We start from the raw sequence: 18,219 nt of genomic DNA, 5'->3' as shown, positions 1-18,219 counted from the left end.
GCGGCGGCGCCCGCGGAACGCGCGTGGCCGACGGCATCGGCCTCGGGCTCGGATCGGGGAGGGTCACCGCCCTCACCGGGCCCAACGGCGGCGGGAAGAGCACCCTCGCGCTGACGCTCGGGGGACTGCTGCCCCCGGTCGCGGGCCGGGTCGTCGCCGAGGCGGACCTCGCGGCCGGGCTCGGCCCCGACCCCGCCGCCTGGCGCTCCCGCGAGCTCGCGGCGCGCGTGGGCACCGTGTTCCAGGATCCCGAGCACCAGTTCCTCGCCCCCACGGTGCGCGCCGAGCTCGAGGTGGGGCCGCGCGCCGTGGGCATGGATCCCGCGGAGGCGACCCGCCGCGTCGACGAGCTGCTCGTCCGCCTGCGCCTCGACGGCCTCGCACGGGCCAATCCCTTCACGCTGTCCGGTGGGGAGAAGCGCCGCCTCTCCGTCGCGACCGCCCTCGCCACCGCCCCGCGCCTCCTCGTCCTCGACGAGCCGACCTTCGGCCAGGACGCGCGCACCTGGGCGGAGCTCGTCGCGCTCCTCGCGGAGCTCGTGGACCGCGACGGCGTCGGCGTCCTGGCCGTCACCCACGACGTCGACCTCGTCGACGCCCTGGCGGACGACGTCCTGCGGCTCGACCTCCTCGCCGGCTCTCCCGCGCGCCTCGAGGTCGTCCGGTGAGCGGGCTGCCCGTGGCGCTGCCCGCCGCCCGCGCGACCGGCCTCGCGGCCGTGAACCCGGTCGCGCGGCTCGCGGCCGCGCTCGTGCTGACCCTCGCGCTGGTGCTCAGCCTCGACGTCGTCTCGGCCGGGGCGGCCCTGCTGCTGGAGCTCCTGCTCCTGCCCCTGGCCGGCGTCGGCGCCCGCGCCTTCCTCCTGCGGGGCATCCCCGTGTGGATCGCCGCGCCCGGCGCGGGGCTCACGATCCTGCTCTACGGCCGCACGTCGGGGGACGTGTACGCCCAGTTCCTCCTGGTGGTCGTCAGCGAGGGCTCGGTGCTGCTCGCCGTCGCCACGACGCTGCGGGTCCTGGCCATCGGCGTGGCCTCGCTCATCCTGTTCTCCAACGTCGACCCCACCGACCTCGCGGACGGCCTCGCCCAGGTGTGGCGCCTCCCGTCCCGGTTCGTCCTCGGCGCACTGGCCGGCGTCCGGCTCGTGGGCCTCCTGCTGGACGACTGGCGGTCGCTCGAGCTGGCGCGCCGGGCGCGCGGCGTCGCCGACCGCGGCCGCATCCGCCGCTTCGCCGGGCAGGCGTTCGCGCTCCTGGTGCTCTCGATCCGGCGGGGCAGCAAGCTCGCGACCGCCATGGAGGCACGCGGCTTCGGCGGCACCGGTACGCGCACGTGGGCACGGCCGAGCGCGGTGGGCCGTCGCGAGGCGCTGGTGCTGGCGATCGCGGTGCTCGTGGCCGCCGTCGCGGTGTCCGCGGCGGTCGCCGCAGGCACCTGGGACTTCGTTGCCGCCTGACGCGGGGGAGCGGCGGCCGGCGCTGGTCCTCGTCGACGGTCCGTCGGGCTCCGGCAAGTCGACGCTCGCCGACGCGCTCGTCCGTGCGGGCGACCCGTCGGCGGAGCTCGGACCCGGTGCGCAGCTGCTCCGCCTCGACGACGTCTACCCCGGGTGGGACGGCCTCGAGGCGGCGTCACGGCACCTCGAGCGGCACGTCCTGCCGGCGATGCGGCCGGGCGGACGTCCGCGGTGGCGACGCTGGGACTGGGAGCGCGACGCGCCCGCGGGCTGGCACGACCTCGATCCGGACCGGCCGCTCGTCGTGGAGGGGTGCGGCTCCCTCACCCGCACGACGGCGGCGCTGGCGACGCACCGCATCTGGGTGGAGGCCGACGACGACGTCCGCCGCGCCCGGGCGATCGCCCGGGACGGGGAGGCGTTCGCCGTGGAGTGGGAGCGGTGGGACGCGCAGTGGCGCGGGCACCTCGCACGGGAGGATCCGCGGGGCCTGGCCGACGTCGTCGTGCGCACGGACGGCGTGCCGACGGCCGGGTAGCCTGAGTCCATGACCGATTCCGCACCGTCCGACGTCCGCTACCTCGCCGTCTTCGCCGACGGCCCGCTCGAGGGCACCACCGAGACCCGCGTCCTCGTCGACGGCACGCACGACGAGACCATCAGCACGATGTCCGCCGTGGAGGGCAAGGAGTCGCTGTTCCAGTACCGCGCGGGCGCCGTGTCCGAGTTCGCGGGCGAGCAGCGCGTCACGTACACGTTCGTGGCCGACGGCAGCGACGACGTCCTCGGCGAGGGCGACGACGAGTCCCTCGAGCTCTGACCCGCACGATCACCGGCGCCTGAGGCGCCGGCCCACCGCCCGGACCGCCCTGCGGCTCCGGGCGGTCGTGCGTCCGGCTCCGGCGACCGGGGTCCCGCGGAGGCGTCAGGCCCAGCCCAGCTCGTGCAGCCGGTCGTCGTCGATGCCGTGGAAGTGCGCGATCTCGTGCACGAGCGTGACGTGCACCAGGTCACGGAGGGCGTCCATGTCCTCGGCCTCGTGCAGGTGCGGTTCGCGGTACACGACGATCCGGTCGGGCATCTCGCCGAACCCGTACTGCCCGCGCTCGGTCATGGCGACGCCGTCGTACAGGCCCAGGAGGTCGAGCGACTCGTCCTCGGGGCGGTCCTCGACCACGAACACCACGTTGTCGAGCCCCTCGACCATCTCGTCGGGGAGCTCGTCGAGCTCGTCGATCACCAGTCGCTCGAAGTCCTCGGGTCCGCAGGTCAGCACGCTCCAGCCTCGCACACGCCCTCCGGGAGGAGCCTCGGGGCGGTCGGGGGACGCGTGCCCACGCCGGGACGGGCCCACACGACGGAAGGGCCGGGACCCTCTCGGATCCCGGCCCTTCCCGGTGGGGTGGACGACGGGGCTCGAACCCGCGACTTCCGGCTCCACAAGCCAGCGCTCTGCCAACTGAGCTACGCCCACCATGCGGCCGATCCCGCTCTCGCGGACGGCCATGACGATGGTACTACAGCCGCGGAGCCCACGCGGACGTGACGTCCGCCGAGATGGCCTGCACGTCCTCCGTGGCGGGCCCGGGGGCGGGCACGAAGGCGGCACGGCGGTAGTACTCGAGCTCGCGGATCGACTCGAGGATGTCCGCGAGGGCGCGGTGGCCGCCGTTCTTCGCGGGGGAGTTGAAGTAGATCCGGGGGAACCACTCCTTCGCCAGCACCTTGATGGAGGAGACGTCGACGCTGCGGTAGTGCAGGTGCGCGTCGACCCGGGGCATGTACTTCGCGAGGAAGGCGCGGTCGGTGCCGATGGTGTTGCCCGCGATGGGTGCCTTGCCGCCGTTCGGGACGTGCTGGAGCAGGTACTCGAGCACCGCGAACTCCGCGTCGGCGAGGCTCACGCCCCCGGGGATCTCGTCCAGGAGGCCCGAGGAGCGGTGCATGTCGGTGACGAACTCGCCCATGTTGGCGAGCGCCGCGGGGTCGGGGTTGATGACGATGGTGAAGCCGTCGTCGACGGGTACGAGGTCGAAGTCGGTGACGACCACCGCGACCTCCACCAGCTCGTCGATCGCGAGGTCGAGCCCCGTCATCTCGCAGTCGATCCACACCAGCCGGTCCGCGTTGTTGCCCATCCTGCGATCCTATCGGCGGCCCCGGACGCCCCTGATCCGCAGCCGCCTACCATGGGGGAGTGATCACCCTCCTCGCCGTCCTCCTGCTCGTCAACGGCGTCTGGAACGCCGTGGTCTGGCCGCGGTTCCTGAAGCGCGTCGCGACGGATCCGCGTGCCCGGGCCGCCGACGGCTCGCGCACGGCCTTCTACACGGTGCACCTCGTGCTGGTGTCGGTCTCGCTGCTCCTCGCCCTGGTCTCCGTCGTCGCCGCCGTCGCGGCGTTCCTCTCCTGATCCCCGTGGAGGGGGCGGAGAGCCCGGCCGACGCCGACGCCGTGCGCGTCGTCATGTACTCGTCGCTCTTCTGCGTGCCGTGCCAGGCGACCCGTCGCGTCCTCGCCGACGTCCAGGGCCTGCTGCCGTGGTTGGAGGTCGCGGAGCTCGACGTGGCGGCGCATCCCGACCTTGCGGAGGCCGAGGGCATCCGCTCGACGCCGACCATCGTCGTGCGGGCAGGGGACCGCGAGGTCCTGCGCGCGGAGGGCGTGCCCACCGCCCCGCAGGTGCTGCAGGCGGTGGCGCGCGCGATGGACGCGCTGCCCGGGTCGACCGGCCCCGGGCCCTCGGGCCCCGCCGACCCCGCGTAGTACCCTCGTCTCGACCCCCTGTAGCTCAATGGATAGAGCATCGGCCTTCTAATCCGACGGTTGCGCGTTCGAGTCGCGCCGGGGGGACCGTCTGTCGGGCGCGGGCGATCGGACGTAGATTCGACGCATGCGCGACATCCAGTCACAGATCATCGACGCCCTCGACGTGCGTCCAGCCATCGATCCCGCCGACGAGGTCCGCAGGCGCGTGGACTTCCTCAAGGCCTACCTGCGGTCCACCGGGGCCGAGGGCTTCGTCCTCGGCATCAGCGGCGGACAGGACTCCTCCCTCGCCGGGCGCCTGGCCCAGCTCGCGATCGAGGAGCTGGCCGCGGAGGGCCTCCTCGCGGAGTTCGTGGCCGTTCGGCTCCCGTACGGGGTGCAGGCGGACGAGGAGGACGCCCAACTCGCCCTGCGCTTCATCCAGCCGAAGTCGAGCGTCGTCTTCGACATCAAGCGCGCCGTCGACGGCTTCGAGGCCGAGTACGCGGACGCCGCCGGGCACCGGATGCTGGACTTCACGAAGGGCAACGTGAAGGCCCGTTCCCGCATGGTCGCGCAGTACGCCCTGGCCGGTCAGGCGCGGCTGCTCGTCATCGGCACGGACCACGCGGCCGAGGCGGTCACCGGGTTCTTCACGAAGTACGGGGACGGCGGCGCGGACGTCCTCCCGCTGACGGGCCTCACCAAGCGCCAGGGCCGCGCGCTGCTGGAGCACCTCGGGGCGCCGGAGCGGCTGTACCTCAAGGCGCCCACCGCGGATCTCCTCGACGACACCCCCGGCCAGACCGACGAGGCGAACCTCGGCCTCACCTACGCCGACATCGACGACTTCCTCGAGGGCCGCGAGGTCGACGACGAGGTGGCCGAGGCCATCGAGGCCCGCTACACGAGCACCGAGCACAAGCGGCGGGTGCCCGCCAGCATGTTCGACGACTGGTGGAAGTGACCCCTCACCTCGGCTGACGTGACGACGCCCCGCACCTCTCGAGAGGTGCGGGGCGTCGTCACGGAGCGGGGCGGCGTCAGCGCCGCTCGCCCTCCGCGGTGCGCGAGTTCGCGGCGGAGGAGTAGGGGACCGGGGGGCTGTACTGCTCGTCGGGCGACTCGACGGGGCGCTCGGCCGCCGGCTGGTCGTCGGTCCCGCTGCGCCACGGCACGGGGACGGGCGCCACGGCGGCCTGCTCCGGCGCGCGAGCCGGCGTGCCCGCGGGGCGGGAGTCGGCGGACGGCTGGTCGTCCTCGAACTGCCAGCGCGAGATGTCGCCCTGGAAGATCTTGCGCGCGCGGCCCGGGTGGTGCTGCCACTCCACGATGCGATCGCGGAACTCCGCGAGCTGCGCGTCGAACTGGAAGCCGAAGCTGCCGCTGCCGCGCTTGAACTCGGTGATCTCGTGGGCGGCCCAGGTGGCGGCGGTGGCGGCGCCCTTCACGGGCAGCAGGCGGATGCGGATGTCCGCCTCGCCGGCGGCGCGGTCGGCGAGGAGGCGCTCCGGCGCGGACAGGCCGTCCCAGACCGACGCCTGGCGCGCGGCGTCGACCAGCATGCCGATGGCGGCGGCCTTCACCTCGCGGTCGTGACGGGCGAGGATCCGCTGCGTCGCACCGCGTGCGATGACAGCGGCGAGCACGCCGGCCACCACGATGGCGACGAAGGGGACGACGACGCCGGAGAGGAGCTGCGTGCCCCGCTCGGACGCGAGGGCATCGAGGAGATCATTCCACCACTGCATGCGGCGACCGTACCCCGGGCCCCGGTCCGCACCGGGGAGGTCGAGCGGGCGCGTCGCCCCCGTGCGCCCGGAGGAGCGGACTCAGAAGCGAAGGCAGTCGACCGCGTCCTGGAGGGCCCAGAAGTCGCCGAGCGGCACGAAGCCCCGGGCGTCGCGACGGAGGCGCTTGGCGCGGAACCGCTCGCCCTCGGGCTCGTGCATGCGCTCGACGTAGCCGAGGACGGCGCCGTCCGGCCGGGTGACGCGGAGGAGGCCGTCGTGCAGCTCGCGCACCTGGGCTGCCGATCGTGCCAGGGGGGTGTAGGTGATGCTGGGCATGGTGTCCTCCGTCCTCGTGCCGCCGGCCCGGCGATGTCCCGATGTCCCCGAAGCTACGGCGGACCACCGACATCCGGGCCCCTAGGAATGCCCGCGGTCCGATGACGGTTCCCTCCCATGTCGACCGCCGCGGACCTCGCGCGCATCGACGGGAAGTAGGTTCGACGACCATGCAGACATTCATCCTCGCCGGCGGCTGCTTCTGGTGCCTCGATGCGGTGTACCGCACCCTCGACGGTGTCCAGGACGTCATCTCCGGCTACATCGGCGGTCACACCGCCCACCCCTCCTACGACGCCGTGTGCACGGGCGCGACCGGGCACGCCGAGGCGGTGAAGGTGGTCTTCGACGAGGAGGTCATCCCCGCCGACGTCATCCTCGACGTGTTCTTCACGCTGCACGACCCTCGCCAGCTCAACCGCCAGGGCGCCGACGTCGGCACCCAGTACCGCTCGGCCATGTTCCCGGCGGACGCGGAGCAGGAGCAGCTGTTCCGGGACGCGATCTCCCGCGCCGGCGAGCTGTGGGACGGGACGCCCGTCACCACCATCGAGCCGGTCGGCACCTGGTACGACGCGGAGGACTACCACCAGGACTTCTTCGCGAAGAACCCGGGCCAGGGCTACTGCAACGCGGTCGCCGTGCCCAAGGTCAACAAGGTGAGGAAGTCGTTCGCGCAGTACGTGCGCGCCGCCTGATCCCCGTACCTCCGACGCCCCGCGGCCTGTACGGCCGCGGGGCGTCGGCGTACGCTCGGCACGTCCGGGCGACGGAGCCCGGGGAGGAGAGGCGACGACGATGTCGATGACCACGAGCACCACCACGAGCACGAGCACGAGCACGAGCACGGACTCGGGCACCCGCACGTCCGGCGTACCGCGCACCGCGGGCAAGACCTGGGTGGCCTTCGGGACCACGGGTGCGCTCGCGTCCATCCACTCGCACGAGGACGGGTACGAGGTACGCCCGCTGCACCGCGGGGTCGTGGCCGGCACCTACCCGTCGCTGGAGATCGCGAAGTCGGCCCTGCGGTCGGGCCAGGACGACGAGCTCCGCTTCGACGAGCACTAGGGTCTCCGCCCCGAGGCGCGCTGGGACCGCTGCCGCGATGAGCACCGGGGCTCCGCCCCGATGGGCGCCGAGGCCTCCGCCCGGATGACCCCGGGCGCCCGTCGCCCCTCCCCAGGCAGCGGGGAGGATGCGCGTCAGACGCGCGGCGCCCGCCGACGTCCCGTCACGCACGCGGGACGCATCCTGCTCGTGCGGTCGCGCGACCGTGCGGGGGGAGCGGCATGGCGGGCACGGGACGGATCGACGACGAGGGCGGAGGTGCCGTGCCCGTGGCGCTGCGCGGATCGGTCACGAGCCCGCCGAGGTGCATCCGCACCGCGGCGGGCTGGGAGGTCGCATCCCTCCTCCTCGGACCGGTCACCGCGGAGCGCGGAGGCGTGCCGGCCTCGAGCGCGCTGGGTCTCGCGCCTCGCGGTCCGGGGCTGCTGGCGGTCTGCTGCGGCTCCGGAGCCGCGCGGGCCGTGTCGCGCCTGGCCGTCGGCGACGAGGTGATCGTCCGGGGTCGGCTGACGCCCCGGCGGGCTGTCCGCCCCGAGGACGACGCGGTCGAGCTCGTGGCCGACGCCGTGCTCACGCGGGGACGCCACCCGACCGGCGACGGGCGGACCGCGGAGCCTAGGATCGGACCATGAGCGGATCCCCCCGGTGGCTCGAACCGGATCAGCAGCGTGCCTGGCGGACCGTGATCGTCGCCCTCAAGCACGTCAGCGAGCGCATCGAGCGGCAGCTCCTGCACGAGTCCGGGATGCCCCACGCCTACTACATGATCCTCGTGCGCCTGTCGGAGGCGGAGGAGGGAGCCCTGCCGATGAGCGTGCTGGCGCGAGCGCTCCAGGCCTCCGCGAGCCGCACGTCGCACGCCGTGACGCGGCTCGAGCAGATGGGGTGGGTGCGCCGCACGCCGTCGCCCCGGGACGGGCGGAGCCTCCTCGCGGAGCTCACGGACGAGGGTCGCGCCACGCTCGAGGCGGCGGCCCCGGGTCATGCCGAGGAGGTCCTCCGCACGGTGTTCGACCCGCTGACCGACGAGCAGACCTCCCAGCTCGAGGCGATCGCGCGGGATATCCTCGCGAGCATGAGCGCATCCTCCCTCGACGCCGACCCGGGGAGCGTCCACGGCGACGACCTCGCCATCCCGCCGGCGCCCGACCGCGACGTCGAGCGGGCCTGCGCGGACGAGTCCGCGGCGTGATCCGCGCCGTCCGCGCCCTGGCGGCGCCCGCCGTCCTCGGCGCCCTGCTCCTCTCCGCCTGCACGCAGGGACCGGCTCCGGACCCGGCGACGCCCACCGCGGCGGCCGGCCCTTCTGCCTCGGCCTCGGCCTCGGCCGAGCCCACGATCGCGCCCGTCGACGCCGGTGGCACCGCCGAGGAGAACCTGCCCGCCTTCGAGGCCACGGCCGGCGGGGTCGTCGCCGCCGACCCCAACGCGCAGGGCCGCGCCCTCGTGGACGCCCTGGTCGCCGCGGGCTTCCCGAAGGACCGCATGGAGGTGACCGCCGACGCGACCCCGCTCGGCAACTCGGTCGACTCGATCCTGGTGTCGGTGCGCCTCGACGACGGCTGCCTCATCGGCCAGCGGGCGCAGGACGGCTTCAGCGCGCACGTGGAACCCGCCCTCTCGTCCGATCGATGCCTGGTCGGGCAGACCCGCGCGATCGACTGGTGAACGGCGTGGGCCGGCCCCCGCGCGCGGCACCCGGGCACCGCGTCACTCAATAGACTCGGGGCATGGCTGAATACATCTACTCGATGGTCCGCGCCCGGAAGTCGGTCGGCGACAAGCTGATCCTCGACGACGTCACCATGTCGTTCATCCCCGGCGCGAAGATCGGCGTCGTCGGACCGAACGGCGCGGGCAAGTCGACGATCCTGAAGATCATGGCGGGCCTGGACACGCCCAGCAACGGCGAGGCGAAGCTGTCGCCCGGCTACACCGTGGGGATCCTGATGCAGGAGCCCGAGCTCGACGAGTCCAAGACCGTGCTCGAGAACGTCCAGGAGGGCGTCGGCCCGCTCAAGGCGCAGGTCGACCGCTACAACGAGATCGCCGCGGCCATGGCCGAGCCCGACGCCGACTTCGACACCCTGCTCGCCGAGATAGGCACGCTCCAGGAGGCCATCGACGCCGCCGACGGCTGGGAGCTCGACTCGCAGCTCGAGCAGGCCATGGACGCGCTGCGCACCCCGCCGGGCGACGCGTCCGTGGCCAACCTCTCCGGCGGCGAGAAGCGCCGCGTGGCGCTCTGCAAGCTGCTGCTCCAGAAGCCCGACCTGCTCCTCCTGGACGAGCCCACCAACCACCTCGACGCCGAGAGCGTGCTCTGGCTCGAGCAGCACCTCTCCAAGTACCCGGGTGCCGTCCTCGCAGTGACCCACGACCGGTACTTCCTCGACCACGTCGCCGAGTGGATCGCCGAGGTCGACCGCGGCCGGCTCTACCCGTACGAGGGCAACTACTCGACCTACCTCGAGAAGAAGCAGGAGCGGCTCAGCGTCCAGGGCAAGAAGGACGCGAAGCTCTCCAAGCGCCTCGCGGAGGAGCTCGACTGGGTGCGCAGCAACGCGAAGGGCCGCCAGGCGAAGTCGAAGGCGCGCCTCGCGCGCTACGAGGAGATGGTGACCGAGGCGGAGCGCACGAGGAAGCTGGACTTCGAGGAGATCCAGATCCCCGTCGGGCCGCGCCTCGGGTCGCAGGTCATCGACGCGAAGAAGCTCCACAAGCAGTTCGGGGAGCGCGTCCTCATCGACGACCTCTCGTTCACCCTGCCCCGCAACGGCATCGTGGGCGTCATCGGCCCGAACGGCGTCGGCAAGACCACCCTGTTCAAGACCATCGTGGGCTTCGAGCCGCTCGACGCCGGGGAGCTCAAGGTCGGCGACACCGTCGACATCTCCTACGTCGACCAGAGCCGTGGCGGCATCGACCCCGAGAAGTCGCTCTTCGAGGTGGTGTCGGACGGCCAGGACTACATCCAGGTCGGCAAGCAGGAGGTGCCCGCGCGCGCCTACGTCTCGACCTTCGGCTTCAAGGGCCCGGACCAGCAGAAGAAGGCGGGCATCCTCTCCGGTGGGGAGCGCAACCGCCTGAACCTCGCGCTCACCCTCAAGCAGGGCGGCAACCTGCTCCTGCTCGACGAGCCCACCAACGACCTGGACGTCGAGACCCTCGGGAGCCTCGAGAACGCGCTCCTCGAGTTCCCCGGCTGCGCCGTGGTCATCACCCACGACCGGTGGTTCCTCGACCGCATCGCGACGCACATCCTGTCCTACGAGGGCACCGAGGAGGACCCGGCCAACTGGTACTGGTTCGAGGGCAACTTCGAGTCGTACGAGCAGAACAAGATCGAGCGGCTCGGCGCGGACGCGGCGAAGCCGCACCGCTCCGCCTACCGCAAGCTCACGCGGGACTAGCGGCGTGACCCGGGTCCGCGTCCCCGTCCACCTCCGGTGGGCCGACCTCGACGCCTACGACCACGTGAACAACGTGGAGGTGCTGCGGCTCCTCGAGGAGGCCCGCGTCCGGGCGTTCTGGCGGAGCGACGACGACGGCGACGGCGTGGACCCGGGCATGGCGCTCATCGACGCGACGGCGGGCGCGGAGACGATGACGATGATCGCCCGCCAGGAGATCGAGTACCTGCTGCCCATCTCCTACGGCCGCCGGCCGCTGGACGTGCAGGTGTGGCTCGGGCGGCTCGGGGGATCCAGCCTCGAGGCGTGCTACGAGGTGCGGACCCCGGCGGGCGTCGAGCCCGCCGCGCTCTACGCGCGCGCGTCGACCACGATCGTGCTGGTCGACGCGCGGACGGGACGGCCCCGCCGCATCTCCGAGGACGAGCGCGCCGCCTGGGCCCGCTACCTCGAGGAGCCCGTCGCGTTCAGCCGACGCGGCTGAGGCGGATCGGCGCCTCGCGTGTCGTGCGCCGGAGGCCGGACCGCATCGGCGCTCAGCCGCGCGGGTCCTGCGGCACCCGCACCATGCCCTCCTGGGCGACGCTCGCGAGGAGCACGCCGTCCCGCGAGTAGATCCGCCCGAGGGACAGGCCGCGTCCGCCCTGCGCGCTCGTCGACTCCTGCACGTAGAGCATCCACTCGTCGGCGCGGCCGAAGCGGTGGAACCACATGGCGTGGTCGAGGCTCGCGGCCTTGATGCCCGGGGTCGCCCAGGAGAGGCCGTGGCGGCGGTAGATGGACTCGAGGATCGAGTAGTCGCTCGCGTACGCCAGCGAGGCCAGGTGCACGGCCGGGTCGTCCGGCAGCCGGCCGATCGCGCGGATCCACACGGCCTGGTGCGCGACGCGCTCCTCCGCCGCGCCGAAGTAGACGGGCTGCTCGACGTGCCGCATGTCGAAGGGGCGGTCGTTCGCCCAGTGCGCGGCGACCGGGTGGTCGATGCGGGAGAGGACGTCGCGCGCGCTCGGCAGGGTCTCGGGCTCAGGGATGCCCTCGGGCATGGGCGCCTGGTGCTCGAGCCCCTCGTCCGCGTCCTGGAACGACGCGATCATCGAGAGGATCGGGCGGCCGTCCTGGTACGCCTGCGTGCGCCGCGTGGAGAACGAGCGGCCGTCGTGGATGCGGTCGACCGAGAAGGTGATGGGCTTGGTGACGTCCCCGGGGCGGAGGAAGTACCCGTGCATGCTGTGCGGGCGGCGGTCGGCGTCGGTCGTGCGCATGGCCGCGACCAGAGACTGGGCGAGGACCTGCCCGCCGAAGACGCGGCCCATGGGCATCCACTGCGAGGGGCCGGTGGAGATGTCCTCGCTCGTGCGGGCGCCCGTGTCGGTGAGGTCGAGGGCGGTGAGCAGGCCGGCGAGCGGGCCGTCGTCCGGGATGTCGGATGCGTGGTCGGTCATGGTTCCTCCGCCTGACGGGCCGGCCTCGGGTGACCGGGCGCCCGGCGGTTCGCCGGGGCGCATCCAGTAGCTTAGACAGGCCATGACGCCCTCCTTCGCCCTCCGGGACGCCCTCGCCCTCGGCGATCTGCAGACCTTCCTCGGCCGCTCCGCCCGCGTCGACGACGGGGCCGTGCGCCTCATCGGATCGGGCGGCGTGCTCGCCGTCTACACGTCGGTGCTGCAGCCCGCCGGCCTCCTGGACCGGTCGCCGACCGTGCTCGGCCTGCGCACCTTCGCGGCCGAGACGCAGGCGCCCGTGGACAGCGTGGTGCCGATCCGCGCGCTGCTGGACCGCCTCGCGCGCCTGGAGGGGCCGGCGACCGGGTCGCCCGGGGAGCCGGTCGGCGTCCTCGTGCCGCCGGACACCGCGACGGCGCCGTGGGCGGGCATCTCGCCGCCGCGCGCGGGCTGGGAGCGCATCCCGGACGTGTCGCCGGCCGTGCTGCGGAGCGCCGCCCACGCGGGGATCGACGAGGTCGCGGCAGCCGTGCCGACCGGCATCGGCGAGCAGATCGTCACGCGCGTCCGCGGCGAGGTGTGGGGCCGTCCCGTCGAGGGCGCGCCGGACGTCGTCGCGGGCGGCGCGTTCGCCGCCTACAGCCTGGGCTTCCTCGGACCGGATCCCGCCCCGGACGCGACGCCGGACGACGACGAGGCGCCCGTCGCGGTGTTCCGCACCGGGCCGTGGACGCGGCTCACGACCGCGCGCGGGCACGTGCTCGTGCGGCGGCTGTAGGGCCGGTCCGTCCCGGCCCTCGCGCGAAGCCCTCAGCTCTCGTCGAAGGTGTTGACCATCGCGTGCGCCGCGCGCTCGAGGTAGTCCCAGAGCTGCGCCTCGTGCAGGGGCGACAGGTCGAGCGTGTCGACGGCCACGCGCATGTGCGCGAGCCAGCGGTCGCGCGCGTCCGGATTCACCCGGAACGGCATGTGCCGCATGCGCAGGCGCGGGTGGCCGCGCTCCTCGCTGTAGGTCGTCGGACCTCCCCAGTACTGCTCGAGGAAGCCCGTGAGGCGCTGGATGGCACCCTCGAGGTCCTCCTCCGGGTACATGGCGACGAGCACGGGGTCCTCGGCGACGCCGCGGTAGAACTCGCGCACCAGCTTCTCGAACGTGGGGCGGCCGCCGACGTCGCCGTGGAAGGAGCTCGAGAGCAGGTCGGCCATCAGGACTCCTCGGGCGGGGTGGCGGTCGTGCGGGGCGTGCGCGGACCGCGGGGCGGCTTCGCCGCGGTCGGGTCCTCGGGGAGGACCGTCCAGGTTGCGGTGACCTCGTCCTCGTCGAGCTCCTGGTCGGCGGAGCGCGGGGGCGTCGCGGACTGGGCCGGGATCGCCTGCGTCGAGCGCGGGTCCGGCCGGGCACCCGCGGCTCCGCGGACGACGGGAGACGCTGACCCCGCTATGGGGGCACCGGGGTGCCGCTGCGTGACCTTGCGGGCGCGCTTCCGGGGCGCCGGCTGCTCCGGCTGCTGCACGGGCGTGGAGGCCGTGCGGGGCGGATGCGCCCCGCCGACGCTGGCCGCGCTGTCGAAGCCCGTGAGGACGACGGCGGCGAGCGACGGGAGCGTCACGCCCATGGCGTCGAGTGCCCCCTTGAGGCGGGTGCGGAGCTCGCGCGAGACGTCGTCCCGGGCGTTGCTGCGGGTCTTCACGACGATGCGGATGACGACCGCGGACTCGGAGATCGACTCGATGCCCCAGAGCTCGGGCTTCTCGACGATGCGCGAGCGCCACTTGGGCGTGCCCGCGAGCTCGGTGGCGGTCGCGAGCATGCGCTCCTGCACGGCCCGCACGTCGGTCTCGTAGGGGACCGCCAGGTCGATGACGACGCGCGCCCAGCCCTGGGACATGTTGCCGACGCGCAGGATCTCGCCGTTGCGGACGAACCAGAGCGTCCCGTTGACGTCGCGGAGGGTCGTGATGCGGATGCCGACGGTCTCGACGACCCCCGTCGCCGGACCCACGTCGACGACGTCGCCGACGCCGAGCTGGTCCTCGACGACCATGAACATGCCGTTGAGGATGTCCTTCACGATGTTCTGCGCGCCGAAGCCGAGGCCCGCACCGAGGGCGGCGGTGAGGAGGGCGAGGGAGGTGAGGACGCCGGGGGCGACCACGTTGATGAACAGCGAGATGGCGATCACGACGATGACGACGGTCGTGATGTTGCTGAGGACGCTGCCGAGGGTGCGCGTCCGCTGCACGACGCGGACGGCCGTGAGCGGGGAGGCCTGGATCGACTGGGTGTCGTCGACGTTCTGGCGCTTCTTGACGCCGGAGACGATCTGGTCGACCGTGTTGCGGATCACGACGAGCAGGATCCACCGGGCGAGGACCGCGCCGATGAGGATCGAGAGGACCTGGATGAGCGTGCCCCAGGTGGAGAAGAACGAGCCGTCGCCGCAGCACACCATGCTCAGGTCCATCGCGACGCGCTTCCGGCGGGGAGGAGGAGAGGGGAGGTCATCCGGACGAGTGTACCGGCGGCCTCCCTGGACGACCGGGGATCCGCGGAGGGAGCGCGGCCACGCGGCGCGACCCGGAGCGCCCCACCCGACGCCCGCCCCGGCCCGACGCCCGCCCCGACGCGACGACGGGGACGCCCGCCTGCGCGGTCGTCCCCGTCGGATGGTGCGGTGGAGCGTTTGCTACTCGGCGTCCTTCGCCTGCGCCCGGAGCGCCCGCTCCACGCCCGACAGCAGCTCGCTGACGAGGCGGCGGAGCGCCGGCGGCTCGGGGTTGGCGTCGAGCCAGGCGACGGTCGCGTCGCGGAGCTCCTCGTCGGCGAGCGGCGAGGGGTAGAAGCCGCCGATGAGCGCCGCCGCGATGGCGTAGCTCCGCGACTCCCAGACGCCCTGCAGCGCGTCGAAGTAGGCGCCCACGTAGGGCCGGAGCAGCTCGGTGTCCGCGGCGCGGCGGAAGCCGAGCCCCGTGGTGCGGACGATCGTGTTCGGCTCGGTGTCGGCCTCCCAGACCGACGCCCACGCCGCCTGCTTGCCCTCCGCGGTGGGCAGCGCCGCACGCGCCTGCGCGGCGGACTGCGCTCCCGTGGCCGTGCGATCGGCCGCGAGCGCCGCGTCGATGTCCGCCGTGCCCGCTCGGCCGCCCGCGACGAGCGCCGTGAGGAGCTCCCAGCGGAGGTCGGCGTCGATCTCCACGCCCTCGAGCGTCTCCGTGCCGTCGAGGAGCGCCTGCACGTGGTCCAGCTGCGCCGGCTCGGAGGCGACCTGCGCGAACGTGCGCAGGAACTGGAACTGGTTGTCGGATCCGGGCGCCGCCTGGGCGGTGAGGGCCCAGAGCTCGGTCGCGACCGTCGCCAGCAGCTCCTGGCGGTGGTCGGGCGCCGAGTACGAGGACGCGGCGACCGTGAGCTGCGCGAGCGCGTAGCGGAGGGCGGTCGACTCGTCCTCGGTGGCGACGTTGTCGAGCACGAGGCGCGCGTAGTCGCGGGCCCGGATCTCGCCGTCGCGCGTCGCGTCCCACACGGAGGCGAACACGAGCGACCGGGCCAGGGAGTCCTCGAACGCGGCGAGGTGCCGCATGGCGACCTCGAGGGAGGCGGCGTCCAGCCGGACCTTGGCGTACGTCAGGTCGTCGTCGTTCAGCAGCACGAGCGCGGGACGCTGGCGGCCGACGAGCTCGGCGACCTCCGTCCGGTCGCCGTCGACGTCCAGCTCGAACCGCTCGGTGCGGACCAGGTGCGCGTCGCGCAGCTCGTAGAAGCCGATCGCGAGCCGGTGCGGGCGGAGCGTCGGGTAGTCCTCCGCCGCCTCCTGCAGCACGGCGAACGAGGTGATGACGCCGTCCTCGTCCGTCTGGATCTCCGGGCGCAGGGTGTTCACGCCCGAGGTCTTCAGCCACAGGTCGGTCCAGCGCTCGAGATCCCGTCCGCTCGTGCCCTCGAGCTCGGACGTGAAGTCGCGGAGCGTGGAGTTGCCGAAGGCATGGCGCTGGAAGTACGCGGCGACGCCCGCGAGGAACTCGTCCTGGCCGACGTAGGCCACGAGCTGGCGGAGCACCGAGGCGCCCTTGGCGTAGGTGATGCCGTCGAAGTTGACCTGCACGTCCTCCAGGTCGTTGATGGTGGCGTAGACGGGGTGCGTGCTCGGCAGCTGGTCCTGGTTGTACGCCCAGGACTTCTCTCCCGCGTTGAAGGTCGTCCAGGCCCCCGTCCACTCGGTGGCCTCGGCGGTGGCGAGGGTCGAGATGTAGGTGGCGAAGGACTCGTTGAGCCACAGGTCGTCCCACCACTTCATGGTCACGAGGTCGCCGAACCACATGTGCGCGAGCTCGTGCAGGATCGTCGTGACCCGGCGCTCCTTGACCGCGTCGGTGACCTTGGAGCGGAAGACGTAGCTCTCCACGAACGTGACGGCGCCCGCGTTCTCCATGGCGCCCGCGTTGAACTCGGGGACGAAGAGCTGGTCGTACTTCGGGAACGGGTACGGGTACGCGAAGCGCTCCTCGTAAAAGCGGAAGCCCTCGCGGGTCTTGTCGAAGACGTAGTCGGCGTCGAGGTGCTCCATGAGCGACTTCCGGGCGAACACGCCGAGGGGGATGGTGCGGCCGTCGCTCGACGTCAGCTCGCTGCGGACCACGCCGTAGGGGCCCGCGATGAGCGCCGTGATGTAGCTCGACATGCGGAGCGTGGGTTCGAAGGTCCACGTGGACGCGCCGTCGGCGGCCGCGGTGGGCTCGGGGGTGGGGGAGTTGGAGACGACCTCCCAGTGCGCCGGCGCCGTGACCCGGAAGCGGAAGACGGCCTTGAGGTCCGGCTGCTCGAACACCGCGAACATGCGGCGCGAGTCCGGGACCTCGAACTGCGAGTAGAGGTACACCTCGTCGTCGACCGGGTCGACGAAGCGGTGCAGGCCCTCGCCCGTGTTCGTGTACATCGCGTCGGCGACGACCGTCAGCTCGTTCTCCTGCGCGAGGTCGTCGAGGCGGATGCGCACGCCGTCGCTCACGTCGGCCGGGTCGAGCTCGCGGCCGTTGAGCGTGACGGAGCGCACCGCGCGCGTGATGGCGTCGATGAAGGTCGACGCGCCGGCCGTCGCCGTGAAGCGCACGGTCGTCGCGGATCCGAACACCTCGGCCCCGCGGGTGAGGTCGAGCGCGACGTCGTACTCGGACACGGCGAGGAGCGCGGCGCGCTCCTCGGCCTCGACGCGGGTGAGGTTCTCTCCTGGCATGGTGCTCCTGCTCGTCCGTGAGGTGGGTGGGCCGGCGGACGCGCCTCGCGTGACGGTGCACCGGGCGGTCGGTGACCGCGGGTGCCGGGGCGGAGCGGCGCCGCTTCGGAGCCGATCCTATTCCGTCGGCTGACCTAGGCTGGCGGCATGTCCGACGTTCAGAGCAGCCCCCGCACCACCGCCGTCGAGTTCTGGTTCGACCCGTCCTGCCCCTGGGCGTGGATGACCTCCCGCTGGGTCGACGAGGTCGCCCGTCACCGGGACCTCGACATCACCTGGCGCGTCATGAGCCTCGCCGTCCTCAACGAGGACAAGGCCGACGACCCGCACTTCGCCGAGTTCCTCCCGCGCGCGCTCCGCTTCACGCGCCTCGTCGCCGCGGTCGAGGCCGAGCACGGCGCCCCGCACGTCAAGCCCCTCTACGACGCGCTCGGGGCGCGCATCCACCTGCAGGGGAACACCGACGCGGACGTCGTCATCCCCGAGGTGCTGGCCGAGCTCGGCCTCCCCGCCGAGCTCGCCGAGACCAGCCGCACCGACCGGTACGACGAGCCCATGCGCGCGAGCCACTTCGACGGGATCGAGCGGGTCGGCCAGGACGTCGGCACGCCCGTGATCTCGGTCGACGGCGTCGCCTTCTTCGGTCCCGTCATCTCCCCGGCGCCGACGGGCGAGGAGGCCGTGCGCCTGTGGGACGGCGTCGTGGCCGTCGCCGCGTACCCCGGCTTCTTCGAGATCAAGCGCTCGCGCACCGTGGGCCCCATCTTCGACTGACCAATCCCCGTCGCG

Annotated in this window: 24 protein-coding genes and 2 tRNA genes; 17 read left to right on the top strand and 9 right to left on the bottom strand. The window is 73.1% G+C overall.

Going from position 1 to position 18,219, the window contains the following annotated elements; genetic code table 11:
• The 4 genes from Q6969_RS05215 to Q6969_RS05200 all read left to right on the top strand — a co-directional run.
• Positions 1 to 668: ABC transporter ATP-binding protein (locus Q6969_RS05215; RefSeq protein WP_317229484.1), on the top strand; the 668-nt coding region annotated here is incomplete at its 5' end.
• The gene (locus Q6969_RS05210; protein WP_317229483.1) at positions 665 to 1,456 is read left to right on the top strand and encodes an energy-coupling factor transporter transmembrane component T; all 792 of its coding nucleotides are present in this window, start codon (positions 665 to 667) and stop codon (positions 1,454 to 1,456) included. The genes Q6969_RS05215 and Q6969_RS05210, both read left to right, overlap by 4 nt.
• On the top strand, positions 1,446 to 1,994 hold the full coding sequence (locus tag Q6969_RS05205; RefSeq protein WP_317229482.1) for an AAA family ATPase: 549 nt from the start codon (positions 1,446 to 1,448) through the stop codon (positions 1,992 to 1,994). The genes Q6969_RS05210 and Q6969_RS05205 overlap by 11 nt, the downstream gene beginning before the upstream one ends.
• Before the next feature lie 9 nt (positions 1,995 to 2,003).
• Complete coding sequence (locus Q6969_RS05200; protein ID WP_317229481.1) at positions 2,004 to 2,276, top strand: hypothetical protein; 273 nt, start codon at positions 2,004 to 2,006, stop codon at positions 2,274 to 2,276.
• A gap of 105 nt (positions 2,277 to 2,381) precedes the next feature.
• Here Q6969_RS05200 and Q6969_RS05195 read toward each other — a convergent pair whose 3' ends face one another.
• From Q6969_RS05195 to orn, 3 genes are all read right to left on the bottom strand, one after another.
• Positions 2,382 to 2,732, bottom strand: a complete 351-nt coding sequence (locus tag Q6969_RS05195; RefSeq protein ID WP_317229480.1) for a metallopeptidase family protein — start codon at positions 2,730 to 2,732, stop codon at positions 2,382 to 2,384.
• 122 nt (positions 2,733 to 2,854) lie between these two features.
• Positions 2,855 to 2,930: transfer RNA gene (locus Q6969_RS05190), tRNA-His, on the bottom strand.
• 43 nt (positions 2,931 to 2,973) lie between these two features.
• Positions 2,974 to 3,594, bottom strand: a complete 621-nt coding sequence (orn, locus tag Q6969_RS05185) for an oligoribonuclease (RefSeq protein WP_317229479.1) — start codon at positions 3,592 to 3,594, stop codon at positions 2,974 to 2,976.
• Positions 3,595 to 3,653: 59 nt separating this feature from the next.
• On the opposite strand from orn, the gene Q6969_RS05180 reads away from it, so the two are divergent.
• The 4 genes from Q6969_RS05180 (at position 3,654) to nadE (ending at position 5,171) form a co-directional block, all read left to right on the top strand.
• The gene (locus Q6969_RS05180) at positions 3,654 to 3,869 is read left to right on the top strand and encodes an SCO4848 family membrane protein (protein WP_317229478.1); all 216 of its coding nucleotides are present in this window, start codon (positions 3,654 to 3,656) and stop codon (positions 3,867 to 3,869) included.
• A gap of 5 nt (positions 3,870 to 3,874) precedes the next feature.
• Entirely contained in the window at positions 3,875 to 4,222 is a 348-nt protein-coding gene (locus Q6969_RS05175; RefSeq protein ID WP_317229477.1) for a thioredoxin family protein, read from the top strand.
• A gap of 14 nt (positions 4,223 to 4,236) precedes the next feature.
• Positions 4,237 to 4,309, top strand: a tRNA-Arg gene (locus Q6969_RS05170).
• 40 nt (positions 4,310 to 4,349) lie between these two features.
• The gene (gene nadE, locus Q6969_RS05165; RefSeq protein WP_317229476.1) at positions 4,350 to 5,171 is read left to right on the top strand and encodes an ammonia-dependent NAD(+) synthetase; all 822 of its coding nucleotides are present in this window, start codon (positions 4,350 to 4,352) and stop codon (positions 5,169 to 5,171) included.
• A 76-nt stretch (positions 5,172 to 5,247) separates the two neighbouring features.
• Here nadE and Q6969_RS05160 read toward each other — a convergent pair whose 3' ends face one another.
• The gene (locus Q6969_RS05160; RefSeq protein ID WP_317229475.1) at positions 5,248 to 5,955 is read right to left on the bottom strand and encodes a hypothetical protein; all 708 of its coding nucleotides are present in this window, start codon (positions 5,953 to 5,955) and stop codon (positions 5,248 to 5,250) included.
• Positions 5,956 to 6,036: 81 nt separating this feature from the next.
• A complete protein-coding gene (locus tag Q6969_RS05155; RefSeq protein WP_317229474.1) occupies positions 6,037 to 6,273 on the bottom strand; it encodes a hypothetical protein in 237 nt (78 codons plus the stop codon).
• Between the two features lie 170 nt (positions 6,274 to 6,443).
• On the opposite strand from Q6969_RS05155, the gene msrA reads away from it, so the two are divergent.
• The 7 genes from msrA to Q6969_RS05120 all read left to right on the top strand — a co-directional run bounded on the left by msrA (position 6,444) and on the right by Q6969_RS05120 (position 11,241).
• Positions 6,444 to 6,971: a peptide-methionine (S)-S-oxide reductase MsrA gene (gene msrA / locus Q6969_RS05150; RefSeq protein WP_086526689.1), complete on the top strand. Its 528-nt coding sequence runs from the start codon at positions 6,444 to 6,446 to the stop codon at positions 6,969 to 6,971.
• 106 nt (positions 6,972 to 7,077) lie between these two features.
• Positions 7,078 to 7,344, top strand: coding sequence for a hypothetical protein (locus tag Q6969_RS05145; RefSeq protein ID WP_317229473.1), 267 nt, complete (start codon positions 7,078 to 7,080; stop codon positions 7,342 to 7,344).
• A 221-nt stretch (positions 7,345 to 7,565) separates the two neighbouring features.
• The gene (locus tag Q6969_RS05140; protein ID WP_317229472.1) at positions 7,566 to 7,976 is read left to right on the top strand and encodes a hypothetical protein; all 411 of its coding nucleotides are present in this window, start codon (positions 7,566 to 7,568) and stop codon (positions 7,974 to 7,976) included.
• The gene (locus Q6969_RS05135; protein ID WP_317229471.1) at positions 7,973 to 8,536 is read left to right on the top strand and encodes a MarR family transcriptional regulator; all 564 of its coding nucleotides are present in this window, start codon (positions 7,973 to 7,975) and stop codon (positions 8,534 to 8,536) included. The genes Q6969_RS05140 and Q6969_RS05135 overlap by 4 nt, the downstream gene beginning before the upstream one ends.
• Positions 8,533 to 9,012, top strand: a complete 480-nt coding sequence (locus Q6969_RS05130; protein ID WP_317229470.1) for a DUF6993 domain-containing protein — start codon at positions 8,533 to 8,535, stop codon at positions 9,010 to 9,012. Before Q6969_RS05135 ends, Q6969_RS05130 begins: the two co-directional genes overlap by 4 nt.
• Before the next feature lie 62 nt (positions 9,013 to 9,074).
• Positions 9,075 to 10,757, top strand: a complete 1,683-nt coding sequence (ettA, locus tag Q6969_RS05125; RefSeq protein WP_317229469.1) for an energy-dependent translational throttle protein EttA — start codon at positions 9,075 to 9,077, stop codon at positions 10,755 to 10,757.
• A 4-nt stretch (positions 10,758 to 10,761) separates the two neighbouring features.
• Complete coding sequence (locus Q6969_RS05120) at positions 10,762 to 11,241, top strand: thioesterase family protein (RefSeq protein ID WP_317229468.1); 480 nt, start codon at positions 10,762 to 10,764, stop codon at positions 11,239 to 11,241.
• 52 nt (positions 11,242 to 11,293) lie between these two features.
• Here Q6969_RS05120 and Q6969_RS05115 read toward each other — a convergent pair whose 3' ends face one another.
• Positions 11,294 to 12,199, bottom strand: a complete 906-nt coding sequence (locus tag Q6969_RS05115; protein ID WP_317229467.1) for an acyl-CoA thioesterase II — start codon at positions 12,197 to 12,199, stop codon at positions 11,294 to 11,296.
• Between the two features lie 82 nt (positions 12,200 to 12,281).
• Here Q6969_RS05115 and Q6969_RS05110 point away from each other — a divergent pair, with 82 nt between their 5' ends.
• Positions 12,282 to 12,977: a hypothetical protein gene (locus Q6969_RS05110; RefSeq protein ID WP_317229466.1), complete on the top strand. Its 696-nt coding sequence runs from the start codon at positions 12,282 to 12,284 to the stop codon at positions 12,975 to 12,977.
• Positions 12,978 to 13,009: 32 nt separating this feature from the next.
• Here the strand turns inward: Q6969_RS05110 and Q6969_RS05105 are convergent, their stop codons facing one another.
• The 3 genes from Q6969_RS05105 to pepN all read right to left on the bottom strand — a co-directional run bounded on the left by Q6969_RS05105 (position 13,010) and on the right by pepN (position 17,430).
• On the bottom strand, positions 13,010 to 13,405 hold the full coding sequence (locus Q6969_RS05105; protein WP_317229465.1) for a globin: 396 nt from the start codon (positions 13,403 to 13,405) through the stop codon (positions 13,010 to 13,012).
• Positions 13,405 to 14,664 (bottom strand): mechanosensitive ion channel domain-containing protein, encoded by a 1,260-nt coding sequence (locus Q6969_RS05100; protein ID WP_317229464.1) that lies wholly within the window; start codon positions 14,662 to 14,664, stop codon positions 13,405 to 13,407. The genes Q6969_RS05105 and Q6969_RS05100 overlap by 1 nt, the downstream gene beginning before the upstream one ends.
• A 222-nt stretch (positions 14,665 to 14,886) precedes the next feature.
• A complete protein-coding gene (pepN, locus tag Q6969_RS05095) occupies positions 14,887 to 17,430 on the bottom strand; it encodes an aminopeptidase N (RefSeq protein WP_317229463.1) in 2,544 nt (847 codons plus the stop codon).
• Positions 17,431 to 17,577: 147 nt separating this feature from the next.
• On the opposite strand from pepN, the gene Q6969_RS05090 reads away from it, so the two are divergent.
• Positions 17,578 to 18,204 carry a DsbA family protein gene (locus Q6969_RS05090; protein ID WP_317229462.1) on the top strand — a complete coding sequence of 209 codons (627 nt, stop codon included), beginning with the start codon at positions 17,578 to 17,580 and terminating at the stop codon, positions 18,202 to 18,204.
• Positions 18,205 to 18,219: the final 15 nt, after the last annotated feature.

The organism is Clavibacter sp. MX14-G9D (genome assembly GCF_032917815.1).
Lineage (GTDB): Bacteria > Actinomycetota > Actinomycetes > Actinomycetales > Microbacteriaceae > Clavibacter > Clavibacter michiganensis_K.
This window is presented reverse-complemented; position numbering and strand designations above follow the sequence as displayed.